The sequence below is a fragment of the Bradyrhizobium diversitatis genome, from assembly GCF_016031635.1.
In the GTDB taxonomy this organism is placed as follows: Bacteria; Pseudomonadota; Alphaproteobacteria; order Rhizobiales; family Xanthobacteraceae; genus Bradyrhizobium; species Bradyrhizobium diversitatis.
Genome location: NZ_JACEGD010000019.1, coordinates 200,699 through 216,831 on the forward strand (window position 1 = coordinate 200,699; position 16,133 = coordinate 216,831).

Consider the following 16,133-nt stretch of genomic DNA (forward strand, 5'->3'; position numbering starts at 1 on the left):
ATGATGGACCATGCATCGCCCGCTTTGGCAACCGCCCGCGATGCGAGTCTCAACCGCCCGACCTGTCGGAGTTGGGGAAGAACAGCTGCTGCCCGTCGACCTTGTAGCCGGCGATCGCCGTCTGCCCCTCCGGCGATGTCAGCCAGTCGATGAAGGTCTGGCCGAGGTCTTTCTTCACGTTCGGAAACTTCTCAGGGTTGACCAGCATCACGCCGTACTGGTTGAGCAGACGCCTGTCGCCTTCGACGACGATGTCGAGATCGCCGCGATCCTTGAAGGCGATCCAGCTGCCGCGATCCGACAGCACATAGGCATTCGCGGCGCGCGCTGCGTGGAGCGCCGAGGCCATGCCCTGCCCGGCCTCGCGATACCAGGCGCCCTTGGCGGCGGCGATGTCGATGCCGGCGACGATCCAGAGCGCAAGTTCCGCGGCGTGGGTGCCTGACCGATCGCCCCGCGTCACGAACGGCGCGCCCTTGGCTTCGATCGCCTTCAGCGCCGTTGCAATGTCCTTGCCCTTCACGCCCGCGGGATCGCTCTTCGGCCCTATCAGCACATAATCGTTGTACATCACGTCGTAGCGCTTCACGCCAAAACCGTCGGCGACGAATTTCTCCTCCTGAGGCCGCGCGTGCATCAGCACGACGTCGACCTCGCCCCGTCGCGCCCCGTCGAGCACTTCGTCGGCGCGCCGCGCGATCACGGTGACCTCGATGCCGGTCTTGTCGCGGAAGATCGGCAGCAGATGATCGAGCAGGCCGGACTCCTGCGTCGCCGTGGTCGTGGCGAGGACGAGGCCGCGGTCCTCCGCGGATGACGCCGCAATGCCCGCGGCAAGCCCGCAGAGAAGCGCAAATACAACGGACAGGCGGCCCATGATCGGGGTTCCCTTGGCTATGACGCGATCATGATGATGAGCGATTGCGCCGCACTCGTGACGCATTTTCGCGCGGTCCGGCCGGGAAGTTTCGGCAACGCCGCCGAGCGCACCGCGCGAGCAATTGATTCAGGATCGTTCACCAAAGCAGAAAACGCGCGTGCGGGATGTATTGCAAAGCGGCGAGATGATCGGGCATGGTTCCTGCCGACAAAAAATCTGAAATGCAGAATTCCACCTGCGTCGGGCGTCAAAAAGAAGCAATAATTTGCATAGGAATGCAGGATGGAATTCCTGACGACCAGCGAAGCCGCCGAATATCTTCGGCTCGGCGAACGCAAGCTTTACGAACTTGTCACGACCGGTGCGATCCCCTGCACCAAAGTGACGGGGAAATGGCTCTTCCCGCGGCACGAGCTCGACCTCTGGGTCCTGTCGGGACTGGCACGTCCGGCCGGCATGTTGATCGCGGAGCCGCCGCCGGTCGTCGGCGGCAGCCAGGACGAACTATTGGATTGGAGCCTGCGCGAATCCGGCTCTGGTCTGGGATCGATGAGCGAGGGCAGCGCGCGCGGGCTGGAGCGCCTGCAGCGCAACGAGGTGATGGCTGCGGCGGTGCACTTCCACTCCCTGACCCCCTCGGACGATCTCGCCAGCGATGCCAATATCGAAGCCCTGCGGGCGACGCCGGACCTGCATGATGTGGTGCTGGTCGCGTTCGTGCGCCGCGAAGAGGGTCTGGTGCTGCCGCACGGCAATCCCAAGCACCTGCACGGCCTGACCGACGTGCTCGCACTCGGCGCCCGGATGGCGATGCGGCAACAGGGCACGGGCGCGCAGATGCTGCTCGACGTGCTCCTGAAGCGCGCGGGCGCCTCGACGCGCGATCTGCGCCGCATCGAAACGTCGGCCCTGACCGGGCCGGATCTCGCCGAACTGGTCCGCGCCGGCCAGGCCGATTGCGGCATCGCGACGCGCGCCGCGGCGCGCTCGGCCGGTCTCGATTTCGTGCCGCTGGTCTGGGAGAATCTCGACCTCGCGATGCGGCAGCGCAGCTATTTCCGCCCGGCGATGCAGGCCGTGATCCGCTTCCTGAACGAGCGGCGGCTGCGCCAGCGCGCCGAGGAACTGACCGGCTACGATCCCTCGCCCGCAGGACAGATCCGCTTCGCGGCCTGACGTTGACGCCCACCCCCGAATAGTTGCAAAAGAAACCAATTCAGCCGGGCCATACCCGGATGCAACAGCGGCCAACGAGCCGGCTCAGGGGAGGACAAGCGTGAATCCAACCAGATTTGGACTGCCGGTCGCGGCTGCCTTGGTGACGGCATTGCTGCCGGGTGCCGCAATGGCGCAGGTCTCCGACGACGTCGTCAAGATCGGCGTGCTCACCGACATGAACGGTCCCGCCTCCGCGCCGACCGGCCAGGGCTCGGTGACCGCGGCGCAGATGGCGATCGACGATTTCGGCGGCACCGTACTCGGCAAGCCGATCAGCGTCGTGATCGGCGACCACCAGCTCAAGGCCGATATCGGCGGCACGATCGCGCGGCGCTGGTACGACGTCGATCAGGTCGATCTGATCGTCGACGTGCCAGTCTCCGCCGTCGGCCTCGCGGTACAGAACGTCGCCAATGAGAAGAAACGGCTGTTCATCACCCATTCCACCGGCACCGCGGATTTCCACGGCAAGTTCTGCTCGCCTTACGCGATCCAATGGGTGTTCGACACCCGCGCGCTCGCGGTCGGCACCGCGGATGCGGTGGTCAAGCGCGGCGGCGACAGCTGGTTCTTCATCACCGACGACTACGCCTTCGGCCACTCGCTGGAGCGCGATGCATCCGCCGTCGTCACCGCCAATGGCGGCAAGGTGCTGGGCTCGGTGCGGCCGCCGCTGGCAACGCCCGACCTCTCCTCCTTCGTGCTGCAGGCCCAGGCCTCCAAGGCCAAGATCATCGGCATTGCCGCAGGTCCCCCCAACAACATGAACGAGATCAAGACCGGTTCGGAATTCGGCGTGTTCAAGGGCGGCCAGCAGATGGCGGCGCTGCTCGCGCTGATCACCGACATCCACGGCCTCGGGCTGCAGGCCGCGCAAGGCCTGCTGCTGACCACCTCGTTCTACTGGGACATGGACGACAAGACCCGCGAATGGTCGAAGCGCTATTTCGCCAAGATGAACAAGATGCCGTCGATGTGGCAGGCCGGCGTCTATTCCAGCGTGATGCACTATCTCAACGCCATCAAGGCGGACGGCACCGACGATCCGCTCAAGGTCGCCGCCAAGATGCGCGAGAAGCCGATCGAGGATTTCTTCGCCCGCAACGGCAAACTGCGCGAGGACAATCTGATGGTGCACGACCTCTGGCTGGTGCAGGTGAAGACGCCGGAGGAAAGCAAATATCCGTGGGACTATTACAAGATCCTCACCACGATCTCCGGCGACAAGGCGTTCGGCCCGCCGGACCCGGCCTGCGCGCTGGTGAAGAAGTGACCGCGTAGCGGTCATCCCGGGATGGTCCGAAGGACCAGACCCGGGATCTCGAGATTCCGGGTTCGGTGCTCTGCACCGCCCCGGAATGACGGTCGCTTACGCGACCGTCACTTCACCACCCCGATCTCTCGATAATACTTCATCACGCCGGGATGGATCAGCTCCGCCTTCGGCGCGGCGGCGATCGTGTTTGACGCGGTGGTTTCGCAGGCTTGCGCGAGCTTCTTGCAGAATGCGGCCTCGATGCCGTGCAGTGTCCTGGCGAGCCGATAGGCGACGTCATCGGGGAGATCCTCGCGCGTGAGGATGAAGCTCCACGACCCCAGCGAGGCGATCGGCGCGGTCTGGTTCGGATAGCTGTTCGCCGGCACCAGCAGCGGCTTGAGGAAGGCGTGCCTGGCGCGGATGCGCGTCATCTCCTCAGTGCTCGGCGCGATGAAGCGCGCGCCTGAGGCGCTCGATGCCACCGCGGCAAAGCCGGGCCAGCCGATGCCGGCGCCCCACAGCGCGGCGACGCGGCCGTCCTCCACCATCGCCGGACCGTCGCCGGCGCGGTCGAGATAGACCGCCCTGAAGTCCTCGTCCTGCTTCAGGCCGAGCCCATCCAGCACGTAGCGCGCCAGGATCGGCAGACCTGAGCCTTTCGCGCCGAACGCGACGGGCTGGCCGACGAGATCGCGGATCGTCCTGTAGGGACTATCCGCGCGCACCACGAACATGCCCGGGTTGGAATAGATCGCGGTGAGGATCTTCAAGCGAACCGGCGCGCGGCCGATGCCCGCGAAGGCCTCATAAGCCGGCTCGCCCGCGACCAGCGCGAGATCGAGCTCGCCCTTCTCCAAAAGCGGGATGTTCTCGTTGCTGCCCTTGGTGTTGCGGGGAGCGATGGACATTTGCGGATCGGCCGCGTTCATCACCTCCGCAAAGGCGTTGCCGTAGAGCGGGAAGCCGCCGCCGGGCGTCGCGGTGCCGAGGCTGACTGTCTGGCTGATCGTCGTGGTCGGAATGGCCGCGCCTCCGGTTTGGCCGGCAGCGGGACTTGCGAGCAGCGCCGCACCGAGAAGGGTCATCGCGAATCTCATGGTCGCTCCTGGCGGACCTGCGTCAACACCGACTTGCGACGATATAGGCAGCGACCCGATTTTGTGAAAGCATGCAGCCAACGACAATAAAGCAATGGGAGGTGTCATGTTGCGAATCTTGCGTCACGGTTTCTTCGGACTCGCAGTTCTCTTAGGTCTTTTCAGCACCACCCCTCCCGCCTCCGCCGCCTATCCCGACCGCCCCGTGCACTGGCTGATCGGCTTTTCCGCCGGCGGCCCGGTCGATATCGTGGCGCGGATCATGGCGCAGTGGCTGTCGGAGCGGCTCGGCCAGCAGGTCATCGTCGAGAACCGCACCGGCTCCGGCGGCAACATCGCCGCCGCCGCCGCGATCAATTCGCCGCCGGACGGCTACACGCTGCTGTTCGTCGCGCCCAACAACGCGATCTCGACCTCGCTCTACAAGAAGCTGCCGTTCGACTTCCTGCGCGACACCGTGCCGGTGGCCAGCATCATGCAGCTCACCAACATGCTGGTCGTCTCGAACGCGTTCCCGCCGAAGACGGTGAAGGAGTTCATCGACTACTGCCTCGCCAACCCCGGCAAGATCTCCTATGCCTCCTCCGGGAACGGCACCTCGGTGCACATGTCGGCCGAGCTGTTCAAGGTGATGACGAAGTGCGACATGGTGCACGTGCCCTATCGCGGCTCGGCCATCGCCTTCCCCGACATCATCTCCAACAAGGTGCAGCTGATCTTCGACAATCTGCCCTCGGCCATGGAGCAGGTGAAGGGCGGCACCGTCCGCGCGCTGGGCGTGACCTCGCCGCAACGCTGGCCGAGCGTGCCCGACGTGCCCGCGATCGCCGAGACCGTGCCGGGATTCGAATCGGTCGGCTTCTACGGCATCTCCGCGCCGAAGGGCACCCCGCCCGAAGTGATCGAGATCCTCAACAAGGCCGTCGGCGAAGCGCTGAAGGATCCGAAGCTGGTGGCAAAGCTCGCCGAGACCGGCGGCATCCCCAAGCCGATGACGCCGGCCGAGTTCGGCAAGCTGGTCGCGAGCGAGACCGAGAAGTGGCGCAAGGTGGTGGAATTCGCCGGGGTCTCGGTGGACTAGGCAGCCGCCGTGCTCGGCCGCACCACGTTCGAGGGGGCCGACAGGCCCTCTCGAACAAAGTTGCGAAAACAACCCCATGCACAGTAGACGAGGCCAGTTATTTCAATGGGTTACCGCCCACGTCGAAAAATCCTTCGAAAAGCGGTTTGCTTCGTCGGGCAAAACAGGGTTATACAGGCATCATCGAGAATTTCGGTTATTCGAAAATGACCTATGCTGCCCTAACGGCGTTCCCATCCGCCACAGCCAGCATTGCACCCCCGCCTCAGGCCCTGTAAACGAACCGCGCACCGTTGCCGGCCGCCCCTGACGCGACCGCCTCGCGGCGGGGCCTGTAGCTCAATGGTTAGAGCCGGCCGCTCATAACGGTCTGGTTGCAGGTTCGAGTCCTGCCGGGCCCACCAAGAATATCAGTATCTTGCTTTGTCTTCGTTGCCCTCAGCGCGACCACCGCACCAGATACGTCCACTTTTCGTTCGTGCGCAAGTTCGCGCACCGCAAATCCGCTCGATGGCGCTAGACCGACTTGGGTGGTGGTGAATGTAATCGTCGCCCACCCATCGGTTGGAGATGCTCCGATAGAGCCGCCGATTAAGAGCCTGACAAATTGCCGAGGGTTATTCAACAGACTGGCCCGCGCGCCAGCCCATCTCCCAGAAGTCTGCCTCGAGCCGGGTGGCTTCCTTGAAGATCGCAATCAGCTCTGCCTCGCGGGCCGGCGTGGCGTAGAGATCGGCGAGATGCTCCAGGTGCGCCCGTGCTTTCGTCGCGACCTCCTGGTATGGCACGTCGGCGTACTCGGCGATCCAAACGCGATAGGGGTTCGTCGCAGCGTTCGCGTCGGGGTGCGAGGCGAGCCGCGTTGCGATCTCGGCGTAGCCGATCACGCAGGGGGCAAGTGCCACCTTGAGTGCCAGCAGATCACCGCGCATTCCCGCGTCGAGCACGTAGCGTGTGTAGGCCAGCATCTCGACTGCGGGAGAGGTTTGTTCAAGGTCGCTCGCGGAAAGACCCCAACCGGCACAGAGCTTCACATGCAGGTTCATCTCGACGTCAAGAATAGCCGAGAGGCCGGCCGCCGCTTCACGCATGTCGGCAAGTTTGGGCGACTTGTAGACCAAGAGCGCGTAAGCGCGAGCAAACTCGACAAGGAATAGGTAGTCCTGAGCGAGGTAGTGACGAAACGCCGCTTCGGGAAGCGAGCCGTCCGCCAGCCCCTTCGTGAAGGGATGCTCTGTATAGGCCCGCCACTCGCCGGACGCTTCTATCTTTAGACGCTCGAAGAAACTCACGATTTTTTTGCCTGGCTTGTTTTCCCATGAACGTCTTTGGCTCGCTGCCGATAGTGCTGCGAACCGGGTGGAGGTTGATCACGACACATCGCCGCGATCAGCCGGCCCCGAAATCGCTTGCCGTTGCTCGCTAGGATTGTCGAGGCCGACTTGCGTTCTCACGTTATCACCAACAGAAAGTACCTGCCCTATCCCGATCCCCCAGCGTGGGGTCCGCCCTGACAACGTACTGCGTTGTGGGCTTATGGTGCGCTCGGAGGTTCTCAAATCCGCGAGCAATATCATAATCTTACGTGCACTCACCGCGATTTCGTGGTCATTGATTTGTAAGCGTTATTTTGGGGCATGCACCCACCCTCGCCGCCCATGTTCAGCGGTCCGCAAGGGCTACTGCATTGGCTACCCGTTCGACATTGGCAAGCCGGCGACCGAGATGGGCTTCAATCTGGGATGCCGTCCGGGCAACGAGGAGATCGCCGCAATGTGCGACGGCTCCACACCGCTTAGGGCAGTCAGGACGAACCCGATAGGCTAGGCGTCAAAACCTGAGCGAGGTGAAGTCGGGGCCATTGTACACCCACCCACTTCCATCTGGCACGGCTGTACCGTGGACGCGGCACCAGTTGTCCGGGCATGTTCTTGTGCGGAGAAGTACAGTTTGGCCGGCCTGCAGGCGGCCAAAGGGCGTGCCAACGCCGCCGGGAGCCTTGTATACGTCGACATCTTGAAGCACGGTTGCTGAATAGACCCTGCCAAGCCCCTTGAGCGGCGGCCCCTTAGGCCCAGATGGAGGTGAAGGCGGAGTCGCACTGGCCAGCTTCTCACAGCTCAACCCAAGCTGGTCGATAAGGTTTCCGGATCGTCCGTAAATTCCAGTTCCCCACTCATCCTGACCACAGGAGAAGCGCACGTCGCCTATTGCCTCACCGCCGATGTGCTGCGGCACACTATCGTGCGAACCACCTGTAGCCAGGTGCTGGCATGTCATACGGACATGATTCACTATCTTATGCTCGTCCATAAAGACATGGAGGTGTCTTATCGCGTGATCCTGCTTGCATACCAATTGCTGAGCCCAGCGTCCGCCGGAGCCGCCGGGCATCGTCGAGTAGTAGCGATCGGCGGGGCCTCCTCCCCACCCTTTTTTTTGCCCGTCGAGACCGATGCAGATGAGCTGGATAGCATCGAGCGCACTGCCGCTGTTCGTCTTGAGACCGATGGCGACGTCATTAGGACGACATGCCGCTCGGAAGGGCGCTCCACCGCCGCCCCCGAGTGCGCCGATATCGCGAGCATGACTTTCCTCTACCATTCCGAAGAACGTAAGACACATCGCGACCGATAGACGTGCGGTGATGCGATCCCACCCTCTAGGTATTGCGTTGCGAACCATGCCTGCCCCCTTAGACTACCTACATCGCTGAGTGTGCCTTCTCCCGGCGTTGCTTAGATCGTAATGCACAACTTATGGATGTCGAGACGCACTCTCTTTCTGCCAGCCGCGATGAATAGCCGCAGCAGTGGCACGGTTAACGATCGACCGTAGCAGGAGCCACCCGCGGAGGCGTTCAAGGTCGTCACTCCGGGCTCATCGAAAGCCTTGAAGTGCAATCTCCACCTATGCCGCGCTTATGAATCGCGACGGCAATTCGTCTCGTTTTCCGCGCGGCGATGGACGATCCCGTCGGCGCACCACCGACGGCAACCCACCAAACAGCATCAGAAAGGATAGTTCGATGCGAGCTAACAGCAAACTTTACGATCTCAAAACCCGCGGAATTACGGTGACAGTGCACTAAATTGCCGCTTCGCACCGACTGAGTGTACTGTCACCGCCGAGCCCAAATCTATAGCTTCCGATAAGTCACATGCGCCGTCGCGAAAGGGATGCCTGCACGCCCGGCGCTTCCGCGAACGATGCACGCGCGATCATCGATCCCATAGAACCAGTCATCGAAGTTCAGCTTGAACGACTTGCCATCGCTCTGGGGCGTGTCGCGCGTGTACTTCCAATGGAATGCACAACCGGCCTGCTCGCCGGTGGCTTCGCCTTCCAGGCGATTTTCATGGCCGGTGTACTGACCGTCGCCCAGCTTGTGGATCGTCCAGCGCAGCGTGTCGCTGTGGCCGTCATCGAAGGTGTAGGTTTCGGTCAGGACGACAGTATCGGTGTCCGCGTCGAGCTCGCCATGAGCCGTGATCGTCGCCCGCTTCAAAAGCCCGCCGACGAGGCTTTCGACCACCGCCCATCCTTCCAAGCGGCCAACGAAGAACTGCTCAGGGAGAAACACCGGCGTGGTGCCAGCGAACGCATCAATGGCCATGGCTTTTCCTCCGAAACCGATGCCGACATAAGTCGCCTCTCAGCACCAGGTTCCTCAGGAGGAAACCTGCTTGGCTCTGCTGAGTACTTGCAACGCATGCAGAGTCAGCCGCAACACCTCGCATTCTCCACAGGCCCTCCGGAACACGTGGACAAACCTAGCCCTGCCGTTTGGGAATCCCTGACCCGTGTTAACCGCCGGGAACGAGCGAGCGGGCGCATGGATTCGCCCCGCAGGAGAAATCTCGCATGCTGATGACGAGGGAAAGACGGCCGGCGATCCGCACCCTGCGCGGATGGGCCATCCACGTGCTGCACGAGGCTGGCGCCATCAACGAATGTGAAGAGCACGGCTGGACCAGGGATCGAGCCGACCCGCACGCTCGGAAACGCGCGGTCGCGCTTGCGCGGCAGGATCCGCCGGACGGCGTCTCTGCCGATCAGGCCGTCGCGGAGATCAACGATGTCCTCGATTCGATCGGCGATACCTGTCCGGAGTGCCCCGACGAGGGCCTTTGAGGCCTGCGGCAAGGACCTTCGCGTACCAGGCGGCATAGGGCGTGTTCTTTGCCATGTGGCGATTGAAGTCCGGCGCGCCGTCTGTCCACCAGACCGGGCCGCGCTCCCCCAGCGCGCGCTTGACCTCGTCTACCGCACGATGCGCGGCCACTGCCGCGTCCGGGTCTTCGTCCGCCTTGGCGTCGCGCACGGCGCGCCTGGCCGCCATCAGTCGCTTCACCAGGCTTCCGCGCTCATCCTCCGCGAGATCGGGGTTGGCCATTCGCCACAGGCGACCGCGGACGACGAAGTAGCGTCCATCCGGTGTCACCGGATGCTTCACGCCGATTTTCGCCGTGCCCCTGCGGCCGGCTTCTTCGCGGACGTCTCCTTGGCGGCCGCCTTCTTGCCTGCGATCGGCATCAGCATCTCCTTCTGGCCGGCCGCCGCCTTCCTCGGCTTCTTCGCCGGCTTGCCTGCCTTCGCAGCCGCGGCCTCCTTCCCGGCTTCCTTGCCGACGCTGCGCCGCAGCGCCTCCATGAGGTCGACGACGTTCTCGCCCTTCGGCCGCTCCTTCGGCCGGATGACCTTGCCGGCGCGCTTTTCGTTGATCAGCTCGATCAGCGCAGTCTCGTACTGATCCTCGAACTTTTCGGGCTCGAATCGCCCGGCCTTCTGGTTGACGATGTGCATGGCGAGATCGAGCATGTCCTTGGTGACCTTCACGTCCTGGATGTCGTCGAAATAGTCCTGCTCGCTGCGCACCTCGTACGGGTAGCGCAGGAGGGTGCCGACGAGGCCCTTGTCCATCGGCTCCAGCGCGATGATGTGCTCGCGGTTGGTCAGCACGACGCGCCCGATCGCGACCTTGTCCATCTCGCGGATGGTCTCGCGGATCACCGCGAAGGCGTCGTGGCCGACCTTCCCGTCAGGCCGGATGTAATAGGGGCGGATCAGATAGCGTGCGTCGATGTCCGACCTGGCGACGAACTCGTCGATCTCGATGGTGCGCGTGGACTCCAGCGCTATCTCCTCGAGCTCTTCTTTCGATACCTCGATGTACTGGCCCTTCTCGAACTCGTAGCCCTTGACGATGTCCTCGTTCGGCACCTCGTCGCCGGTGTCCGCATCGACTTTCACGTATTTGATGCGGTGGCCGGTCTGCCGGTTGAGCTGGTTGAACGAGATCTTCTCGCTCTCGGACGTGGCCGGATAGAGCGCCACAGGACAGGTGACGAGGGACAGTCTCAGGAAGCCTTTCCAATTGGCGCGCGGGGCCATGTACGCAGAACTCCGGTTCGAGGCGGCTCGGATTCAAGACGAACGGCCGGCCTGGGTTCCGACATCAGGAGCAACATTCATGACGAGCACGCCTTGCGGCGTCTTGCTCCATTTTTGGGGTCAGGCCCGCGCTCCCCCCGATTTGACGCCATCAATCACGAGCCGGCGCAGCCAGATCGCGCCAGGATCGTCGTGGCTTCGCTCGTGCCAGAGCAGGCGATAGCCGTAGGGCGTCACCTGCGCCGGCGGTTTCAGCATCGCGAGGCCGAGCCGCGGCGCGAGCTGCCGGGCCGCCCGCGAGGGCATGGTCACCAGGTAGTCCGACGCGGCCGTGATCACCGCGGCCGTTGCGAAATAGGGAACACGCAGCGCGACGTGCCGCTTGTAGCCGCGCTCGGCCAATGCGGTATCGATCGGCCCGCCCTGCCCGCCGAAAATGCTGACCACGATGTGCGGCCAGGACGTGAACAGCTTGATCGGCAGCACGTCCTTCGCCCCGCGCATCTCCTTGAGCAAAGGGTGGTCTTGCCGGACCAGCGTCACGAAGCTTTCGCGAAACAGCTCGCGCGCCCGAAACGACCCGGCCACCGGATTATCGGCATACAGCACGAAATCGACCTGACCGTCGGCGAGCATCCGAAACACATCACGCGAGAAGCTGACGATTTCGATCGCCGCATTGGGCGCCTCGCGCGCAAAGCGGGCGGCGACATTGGGCAGGATGGCGAGCGCGCCATAATCGGTCGTCGCGATGCGAAAGACGCGGTCGGTGGCGGACGGATCGAACTTCGGCTTGTGGAGAAATGTCTCGACGCCGCCGAGCAGGGTCGCCAGCGGCTCGCGCATCGCCTCGGCACGGAGCGTCGGCATCATGCCGCTTGCCGCCTTCACCATCAGCCGGTCCCCGAACAGGCGCCGCAGCTTGGCCAGCGCACGGCTGATCGCCGGTTGGCTGCTGCCGAGACGCTCGGCGGCGCGCGTGACACTGCCGGTCTCGAGCAGCGCATGCAACACCACGAGCAGATTGAGATCGACCTTCGCCAAATCCATTGAACGCATAATGCAATTTCTATCATGATATTTGTGGATGACGCCAGGTGGGCGTACACAGCCTGCCATCGCCGCCAGGCCGGAGGAGTCGTCATGCCATTCCATCTGAACATCAGTCGCCGCCTCCTGCTCGCCGGCAGCACGGCCGGAGCGATGACGCCGCTGCTGGGCATGCCGGCCGCGATCGCGCAAACGCCGGCGCCTAAGACCAATTCCGACCACTACAGCTTCCGGGTCGGCGAGATCAAGGCAACCGTCGTCAGCGACGGCACGCTGAGCGGCAATCCGCGCATCTACGCCTCTACCGCGCAGGCGGAGGAACTCGGCAGGACGTTGAGCGATGCGTTCCTGCCGACCGACACTTTCAGGCTCAACCTCAACACGCTTCTGCTGGAAACCGGCGGCAGGAAAATCCTGATCGAGGCCGGTGCAGCGCAAACCCTCGGCCCCGACGGCGGACATCTGTTCCGCAATCTTGCGGGGATCGGCGTAGAGCCCGAACACATCGACGCCATCGTGATCACGCATACCCATCCCGATCACGTCGGCAATCTCAGCCGCCCCGATGGATCGAGTGCCTTTCCGAAGGCGGCCGTTTATATTCCCGAGGACGATTTCGCCTTCTTCATCCGGGGCGAGCCGGATCTGTCGCGGCTGCCGATGCCGGAAGACTTCCGGCGCACCTTCATCGCCAACATCAAGCGCAGCGTGGCGCCGGTGGCCAAGTCTGCCGTGCTGTACCGGCCGGGCAGCGAAGTGTTGCCGGGCCTCACGACGATCGCCGCCGGCGGCCACACGCCGGGCATGTCGGCGATCCTGGTGCATTCCGGTGCGCAGCAATTGCTGATCACGTCCGATGCCGCGTATAGCCCCCTGCTCAACATCGACAATGCCTGGCGGCCCGGCCCCGATCTCGATCCTGATACCGCCTTGCAATCGCGCAGGCGCCTGTTCGACCGCGCCGCGGCGGACCGCATCCCGGTGCTCGGGTTCCATTTTCCGTTTCCGGGCATCGGCAACATCAGGAAAACGGACGGCGGCTATCGCTGGGTGACGGCGAACTGGCGGTTCGAAGGCTGAGCAAGCGCAAAGATGCCAAGGCCGTCATCCGGGGTGACACGCGCATCACGCGCCGTGCTCCTTTGCACCTCACCCCTCCACCCGCCACAACCTCCACCTCTCCGGCACGCCCTTGAGCCGGTGCACGCCGTGATCCCTCAGGCTGATCGCCGCCTGCGTCGTCATCAGTTCCTTCACCGCGCTCGACACCAGCACCTCGCCGGCGCGCGCCTTTGCGGCGACGCGGGTGCCGATGTGGAAGGCGAGGCCGACCATTTCGCCGCCGCTGATGGTGTATTCGCCGGCGTGCAGGCCGACCCGGATCTCGAGGCCGAGCGTGCGCATGGCCTGCTGGATCGCGGTCGCGCAGGCGATGCCGGCGGCGGGCTTTTTGAACGTCGCGAGCACGCCGTCGCCGGTGGTCACGACCTCCTTGCCGCCGCACGTCTTCAGCTCCTTGCGGACGGCGGCGTAATAGTGACCCATCACCTTGGTCCAGCGCACATCGCCGAGCTTGGCGGCTTTCGCGGTGGAGCCGACGATGTCGACGATCAGGATGGTGGCGAGCGCCTGCTTGAGCCCGGCGCTGCGTGCGGCCGAGGGGCGCCGGTTCGCGATGGGTCCGGTCAGCGGCTCATAGCGATGATTGCGGCGCCGCGCGATCGCTGCCTTCGTGTAGTCCTGCGCGCGCTGCGCGGTGCCGCAACGGACCGTCTTCTCCTGCGGCAGACGCGACCAATAGACCTTGCGGCCGGCACCGGCGCCATGCACCTCCACCGCGCCCCATTTCAGGAAGACCGCCGAGCCAACGCGCCGGACGCACCACGCCTTCGACGTGTACCCGGAGACGTTGGACTGATGGACACCGATGCGAAGGAATTTCGGCATGAATGTGCGGCCAAAGACCGTTTGCGTAGCTTGTCGCAAAAGCTAGCCGCACGACCCGGCGTTGGCAACCGGACTCCCCGTCCCGCCCCCGCCCTGCAGAGCAATCGCATGTGGAAGGGACGTCGCTTTGGCCATCCTTCGAGACGCCCGCCGTTGGCGGGCCCTCAGGATGAGGATGGAGTGCGCGGCAGCAGTTTCAGCGGGCACCGATGCCGCTCGGCCTCCCCCTGAGGAGATGCCATTGCGATTGCCCTGCGCCCCCAGGCTGGCAGCTAAATTCCCCTGCCGCCGCCCTGTTTGCCGATCGTGCAGCGCCACCCGGCCAGACGTTCGGCCGGATGCTGCGCCATCCATTCGGCGAGCTGCGGCGCGCCGATCAGGCAGGACTGCATCGTGACGTCGGCGAAGTCCGAGGTCGTGACGATCTGTTCATGACAGTCGGTCGGAGACGAGAGGCTGCAGAGCACGGCGATGATCCTGATCATCTCACGCGAGCTCCTTCGACCAATCGTATTCGGGCCTGGCCGCCGAGCGCGTCACCGATTTGGCGGCATCGACGCTCGAGGCCTTTTCGGCGCGGCGCTGATAGTCATCGGCGAGCAGCTTCAGCCGCGTCGCGACCACCTCGTCGGTCATGCTCATCGCAGCGCGCAGCAGGCTCTGCGCCGTTTCCATGTATTGCTTGCCTCGTCGTGACATCTGCAGGGTCATAGCATCCTCGCGCGGTTCTCTGGAGACAGGTCGACGGCGATCGGGACACGGCCGAACCAGTCGCGGTCGTCGCGGCGGCGGGTCGCGAGACGTTCGACGCACTTCTTCGAGCAGAGCGGCTTGCGCCACACGTAATACCTGACAAGACCGAACCGGCCGTCGCAGACGGCACAGCTTCCGGTTCGACCATGAAGACTTGCGGAGCAGGTTGGCATTGACGTCTCCTCTCGTCGTCGCGCCTGATGTCGCCGATCACCTCTTCTGTTGCACCGGGGCTTGCCTCGCCTCCCGATGACGCGGGCGGCATTCGTCGTCTGAGCCGCCAACGAAGCCAGTCTACGAGTCCTGCGCGGCGATCTCTTTCACCAAGGCGCCCTCAATTGCGCATCTGCACGACGCGCGGCCCGGCACTTGACGGGCCGGCTAACGCCGGTCTGCCCGGCGCGGCGTCGATCGACTGGAGGCGCAGCGAAAAGCGTTGTGCTATCCTCCCGCGGGGGCGGCAGGAGAGAGAAGCCATGGCAACGAGTGTCAAGCAAATGCTGGAAGCTGCGAACGCGGCGGTCCCGAAGATCACCTCCGATCAGGCGGCCGAGATGATCAGAAGCGGCGACACGCTGGTCGTCGACGTTCGCGATGCGCCGGAAGTCGCCGCCAGCGGCAAGATCGCGGGCGCCGTGAACGTCTCGCGCGGCATGCTGGAGTTTCGCGCCGATCCGGAGTCGCCCTATCACGACAAGGCGTTCGACAAGACCAAGACCGTCATCCTCTATTGCGCATCCGGCGGCAGATCGGCACTGGCCGGGAAGGTGCTGAAGGATATGGGCTATGAGAAGGTCTACAACGTCGGCGGCTTCAAGGATTGGTCGGGGGCGGTCGAGAAATAGGCGGAACAGGCAGCGCGGTTCCCGTTTCCTGGCGCTTGCACATCACGGCCATGAACGATCGATCTGGGGCGCGGACCTTGGTGCTGCGCCCCGGGCGATCGGCGGCGCCTGACTTGCTCGGTCGATCGAAGCTTCATCTTTGACGCAACGATCCGCCTTCACGCGCGTTTTCCCTCTGCCGAGAACCGCGTGAGGCGCGCCATGAGCAGGGATAACGAACTGAAGCCCGACGATTTCCCGATCGAAGCCGACAAGGACAAGCTGAAGACGCACAAGGGCGAGCCCGTCGCCGAGGCCGAATCGGAGCAGATTGCGAATGAGATCGCCGACCGGCTGAACGAGCACGCGCACCGGGAAGAGCAGGATCGCTGGTCGGCCTAGCGCCAGCCGCCGCCCCGCAGGATTTGGAACGACCAGGCGTTCCCGCGCATTGGCCCGCGCCGGATCCCACTTGTTCCGGCAATGGCGGCCCCGGCATGAACCGCTCCCGGACGGCCGGGGCCGCCTGACCGCGAGCGAAAGGAGCGAACATGAAAGCGCTTGTTCTTGCGGGGCTCGTTGCAGCTCTCGCGTCTCAACCTTCCGCGTTCGCCCAAGGCGGCGCGGGTGC

General features: G+C 64.1%; 19 protein-coding genes and 1 tRNA gene. 10 read left to right on the plus strand and 10 right to left on the minus strand.

The window, feature by feature from the left end:
* Positions 1–49: 49 nt before the first annotated feature.
* Positions 50–877: an ABC transporter substrate-binding protein gene (locus H1B27_RS21815; RefSeq protein WP_061878734.1), complete on the minus strand. Its 828-nt coding sequence runs from the start codon at positions 875–877 to the stop codon at positions 50–52.
* A gap of 30 nt (positions 878–907) precedes the next feature.
* Between H1B27_RS21815 and H1B27_RS21820 the strand changes: the two genes are divergently transcribed.
* The 3 genes from H1B27_RS21820 to H1B27_RS21830 all read left to right on the plus strand — a co-directional run bounded on the left by H1B27_RS21820 (position 908) and on the right by H1B27_RS21830 (position 3,371).
* Positions 908–1,144 carry a hypothetical protein gene (locus H1B27_RS21820; RefSeq protein ID WP_197967471.1) on the plus strand — a complete coding sequence of 79 codons (237 nt, stop codon included), beginning with the start codon at positions 908–910 and terminating at the stop codon, positions 1,142–1,144.
* Between the two features lie 18 nt (positions 1,145–1,162).
* Positions 1,163–2,056 (plus strand): substrate-binding domain-containing protein, encoded by an 894-nt coding sequence (locus H1B27_RS21825; protein ID WP_197967472.1) that lies wholly within the window; start codon positions 1,163–1,165, stop codon positions 2,054–2,056.
* A gap of 100 nt (positions 2,057–2,156) precedes the next feature.
* Complete coding sequence (locus H1B27_RS21830; protein ID WP_197967473.1) at positions 2,157–3,371, plus strand: ABC transporter substrate-binding protein; 1,215 nt, start codon at positions 2,157–2,159, stop codon at positions 3,369–3,371.
* Between the two features lie 107 nt (positions 3,372–3,478).
* Here H1B27_RS21830 and H1B27_RS21835 read toward each other — a convergent pair whose 3' ends face one another.
* Entirely contained in the window at positions 3,479–4,453 is a 975-nt protein-coding gene (locus H1B27_RS21835) for a TAXI family TRAP transporter solute-binding subunit (RefSeq protein WP_197967474.1), read from the minus strand.
* Between the two features lie 106 nt (positions 4,454–4,559).
* Here H1B27_RS21835 and H1B27_RS21840 point away from each other — a divergent pair, with 106 nt between their 5' ends.
* Both H1B27_RS21840 and H1B27_RS21845 read left to right on the plus strand, forming a co-directional pair.
* Positions 4,560–5,534, plus strand: coding sequence for a Bug family tripartite tricarboxylate transporter substrate binding protein (locus H1B27_RS21840; RefSeq protein WP_197967475.1), 975 nt, complete (start codon positions 4,560–4,562; stop codon positions 5,532–5,534).
* A 328-nt stretch (positions 5,535–5,862) separates the two neighbouring features.
* A tRNA-Ile gene (locus H1B27_RS21845) sits at positions 5,863–5,938 on the plus strand.
* Positions 5,939–6,151: 213 nt separating this feature from the next.
* On the opposite strand, the gene tenA is transcribed toward H1B27_RS21845, so the two are convergent.
* A complete protein-coding gene (tenA, locus tag H1B27_RS21850) occupies positions 6,152–6,826 on the minus strand; it encodes a thiaminase II (RefSeq protein ID WP_197967476.1) in 675 nt (224 codons plus the stop codon).
* Positions 6,827–7,820: 994 nt separating this feature from the next.
* On the opposite strand from tenA, the gene H1B27_RS21855 reads away from it, so the two are divergent.
* Complete coding sequence (locus H1B27_RS21855) at positions 7,821–8,171, plus strand: hypothetical protein (RefSeq protein ID WP_197967477.1); 351 nt, start codon at positions 7,821–7,823, stop codon at positions 8,169–8,171.
* A gap of 502 nt (positions 8,172–8,673) precedes the next feature.
* Here H1B27_RS21855 and H1B27_RS21860 read toward each other — a convergent pair.
* Positions 8,674–9,150 carry a DUF3833 family protein gene (locus H1B27_RS21860; protein WP_197967478.1) on the minus strand — a complete coding sequence of 159 codons (477 nt, stop codon included), beginning with the start codon at positions 9,148–9,150 and terminating at the stop codon, positions 8,674–8,676.
* A gap of 248 nt (positions 9,151–9,398) precedes the next feature.
* Here H1B27_RS21860 and H1B27_RS21865 point away from each other — a divergent pair, with 248 nt between their 5' ends.
* Positions 9,399–9,668: a hypothetical protein gene (locus H1B27_RS21865; RefSeq protein ID WP_061879348.1), complete on the plus strand. Its 270-nt coding sequence runs from the start codon at positions 9,399–9,401 to the stop codon at positions 9,666–9,668.
* Here the strand turns inward: H1B27_RS21865 and H1B27_RS21870 are convergent.
* The 3 genes from H1B27_RS21870 to H1B27_RS21880 form a co-directional block, all read right to left on the minus strand.
* Positions 9,607–9,930 carry a hypothetical protein gene (locus H1B27_RS21870; RefSeq protein ID WP_246515595.1) on the minus strand — a complete coding sequence of 108 codons (324 nt, stop codon included), beginning with the start codon at positions 9,928–9,930 and terminating at the stop codon, positions 9,607–9,609. The genes H1B27_RS21865 and H1B27_RS21870 overlap by 62 nt on opposite strands.
* A 56-nt stretch (positions 9,931–9,986) precedes the next feature.
* Complete coding sequence (ku, locus tag H1B27_RS21875; RefSeq protein ID WP_197967479.1) at positions 9,987–10,928, minus strand: non-homologous end joining protein Ku; 942 nt, start codon at positions 10,926–10,928, stop codon at positions 9,987–9,989.
* 120 nt (positions 10,929–11,048) lie between these two features.
* On the minus strand, positions 11,049–11,987 hold the full coding sequence (locus H1B27_RS21880) for a LysR family transcriptional regulator (protein WP_197967480.1): 939 nt from the start codon (positions 11,985–11,987) through the stop codon (positions 11,049–11,051).
* A gap of 84 nt (positions 11,988–12,071) precedes the next feature.
* On the opposite strand from H1B27_RS21880, the gene H1B27_RS21885 reads away from it, so the two are divergent.
* The gene (locus H1B27_RS21885) at positions 12,072–13,058 is read left to right on the plus strand and encodes an MBL fold metallo-hydrolase (protein ID WP_197967481.1); all 987 of its coding nucleotides are present in this window, start codon (positions 12,072–12,074) and stop codon (positions 13,056–13,058) included.
* Positions 13,059–13,127: 69 nt separating this feature from the next.
* On the opposite strand, the gene H1B27_RS21890 is transcribed toward H1B27_RS21885, so the two are convergent.
* From H1B27_RS21890 to H1B27_RS21900, 3 genes are all read right to left on the minus strand, one after another.
* Entirely contained in the window at positions 13,128–13,925 is a 798-nt protein-coding gene (locus H1B27_RS21890; RefSeq protein ID WP_197967482.1) for an adenylate/guanylate cyclase domain-containing protein, read from the minus strand.
* Positions 13,926–14,197: 272 nt separating this feature from the next.
* Positions 14,198–14,410 (minus strand): hypothetical protein, encoded by a 213-nt coding sequence (locus H1B27_RS21895; RefSeq protein ID WP_197967483.1) that lies wholly within the window; start codon positions 14,408–14,410, stop codon positions 14,198–14,200.
* 1 nt (position 14,411) lies between these two features.
* Positions 14,412–14,636 carry a hypothetical protein gene (locus H1B27_RS21900; RefSeq protein ID WP_061879354.1) on the minus strand — a complete coding sequence of 75 codons (225 nt, stop codon included), beginning with the start codon at positions 14,634–14,636 and terminating at the stop codon, positions 14,412–14,414.
* Positions 14,637–15,154: 518 nt separating this feature from the next.
* On the opposite strand from H1B27_RS21900, the gene H1B27_RS21905 reads away from it, so the two are divergent.
* Both H1B27_RS21905 and H1B27_RS21910 read left to right on the plus strand, forming a co-directional pair.
* Complete coding sequence (locus H1B27_RS21905; protein WP_197967484.1) at positions 15,155–15,523, plus strand: rhodanese-like domain-containing protein; 369 nt, start codon at positions 15,155–15,157, stop codon at positions 15,521–15,523.
* Between the two features lie 201 nt (positions 15,524–15,724).
* Entirely contained in the window at positions 15,725–15,904 is a 180-nt protein-coding gene (locus H1B27_RS21910) for a hypothetical protein (RefSeq protein ID WP_197967485.1), read from the plus strand.
* The last annotated feature ends 229 nt before the right edge of the window (positions 15,905–16,133 follow it).

Excerpts from the sequence above, each read along its gene's own strand:
- H1B27_RS21835 (WP_197967474.1), bottom strand. The coding sequence starts at position 4,453 with ATGAGATTCGCGATGACCCTTCTCGGTGCGGCGCTGCTCGCAAGTCCC.
- H1B27_RS21860 (WP_197967478.1), bottom strand. The coding sequence starts at position 9,150 with ATGGCCATTGATGCGTTCGCTGGCACCACGCCGGTGTTTCTCCCTGAG.
- H1B27_RS21815 (WP_061878734.1), bottom strand. The coding sequence starts at position 877 with ATGGGCCGCCTGTCCGTTGTATTTGCGCTTCTCTGCGGGCTTGCCGCG.
- H1B27_RS21905 (WP_197967484.1), top strand. The coding sequence starts at position 15,155 with ATGGCAACGAGTGTCAAGCAAATGCTGGAAGCTGCGAACGCGGCGGTC.
- H1B27_RS21840 (WP_197967475.1), top strand. The coding sequence starts at position 4,560 with ATGTTGCGAATCTTGCGTCACGGTTTCTTCGGACTCGCAGTTCTCTTA.
- H1B27_RS21855 (WP_197967477.1), top strand. The coding sequence starts at position 7,821 with ATGATTCACTATCTTATGCTCGTCCATAAAGACATGGAGGTGTCTTAT.
- H1B27_RS21890 (WP_197967482.1), bottom strand. The coding sequence starts at position 13,925 with ATGCCGAAATTCCTTCGCATCGGTGTCCATCAGTCCAACGTCTCCGGG.
- H1B27_RS21865 (WP_061879348.1), top strand. The coding sequence starts at position 9,399 with ATGCTGATGACGAGGGAAAGACGGCCGGCGATCCGCACCCTGCGCGGA.
- H1B27_RS21825 (WP_197967472.1), top strand. The coding sequence starts at position 1,163 with ATGGAATTCCTGACGACCAGCGAAGCCGCCGAATATCTTCGGCTCGGC.
- H1B27_RS21910 (WP_197967485.1), top strand. The coding sequence starts at position 15,725 with ATGAGCAGGGATAACGAACTGAAGCCCGACGATTTCCCGATCGAAGCC.
- H1B27_RS21820 (WP_197967471.1), top strand. The coding sequence starts at position 908 with ATGATGATGAGCGATTGCGCCGCACTCGTGACGCATTTTCGCGCGGTC.
- H1B27_RS21900 (WP_061879354.1), bottom strand. The coding sequence starts at position 14,636 with ATGACCCTGCAGATGTCACGACGAGGCAAGCAATACATGGAAACGGCG.
- ku (WP_197967479.1), bottom strand. The coding sequence starts at position 10,928 with ATGGCCCCGCGCGCCAATTGGAAAGGCTTCCTGAGACTGTCCCTCGTC.
- H1B27_RS21870 (WP_246515595.1), bottom strand. The coding sequence starts at position 9,930 with ATGGCCAACCCCGATCTCGCGGAGGATGAGCGCGGAAGCCTGGTGAAG.
- H1B27_RS21880 (WP_197967480.1), bottom strand. The coding sequence starts at position 11,987 with ATGCGTTCAATGGATTTGGCGAAGGTCGATCTCAATCTGCTCGTGGTG.
- H1B27_RS21885 (WP_197967481.1), top strand. The coding sequence starts at position 12,072 with ATGCCATTCCATCTGAACATCAGTCGCCGCCTCCTGCTCGCCGGCAGC.
- H1B27_RS21895 (WP_197967483.1), bottom strand. The coding sequence starts at position 14,410 with ATGATCAGGATCATCGCCGTGCTCTGCAGCCTCTCGTCTCCGACCGAC.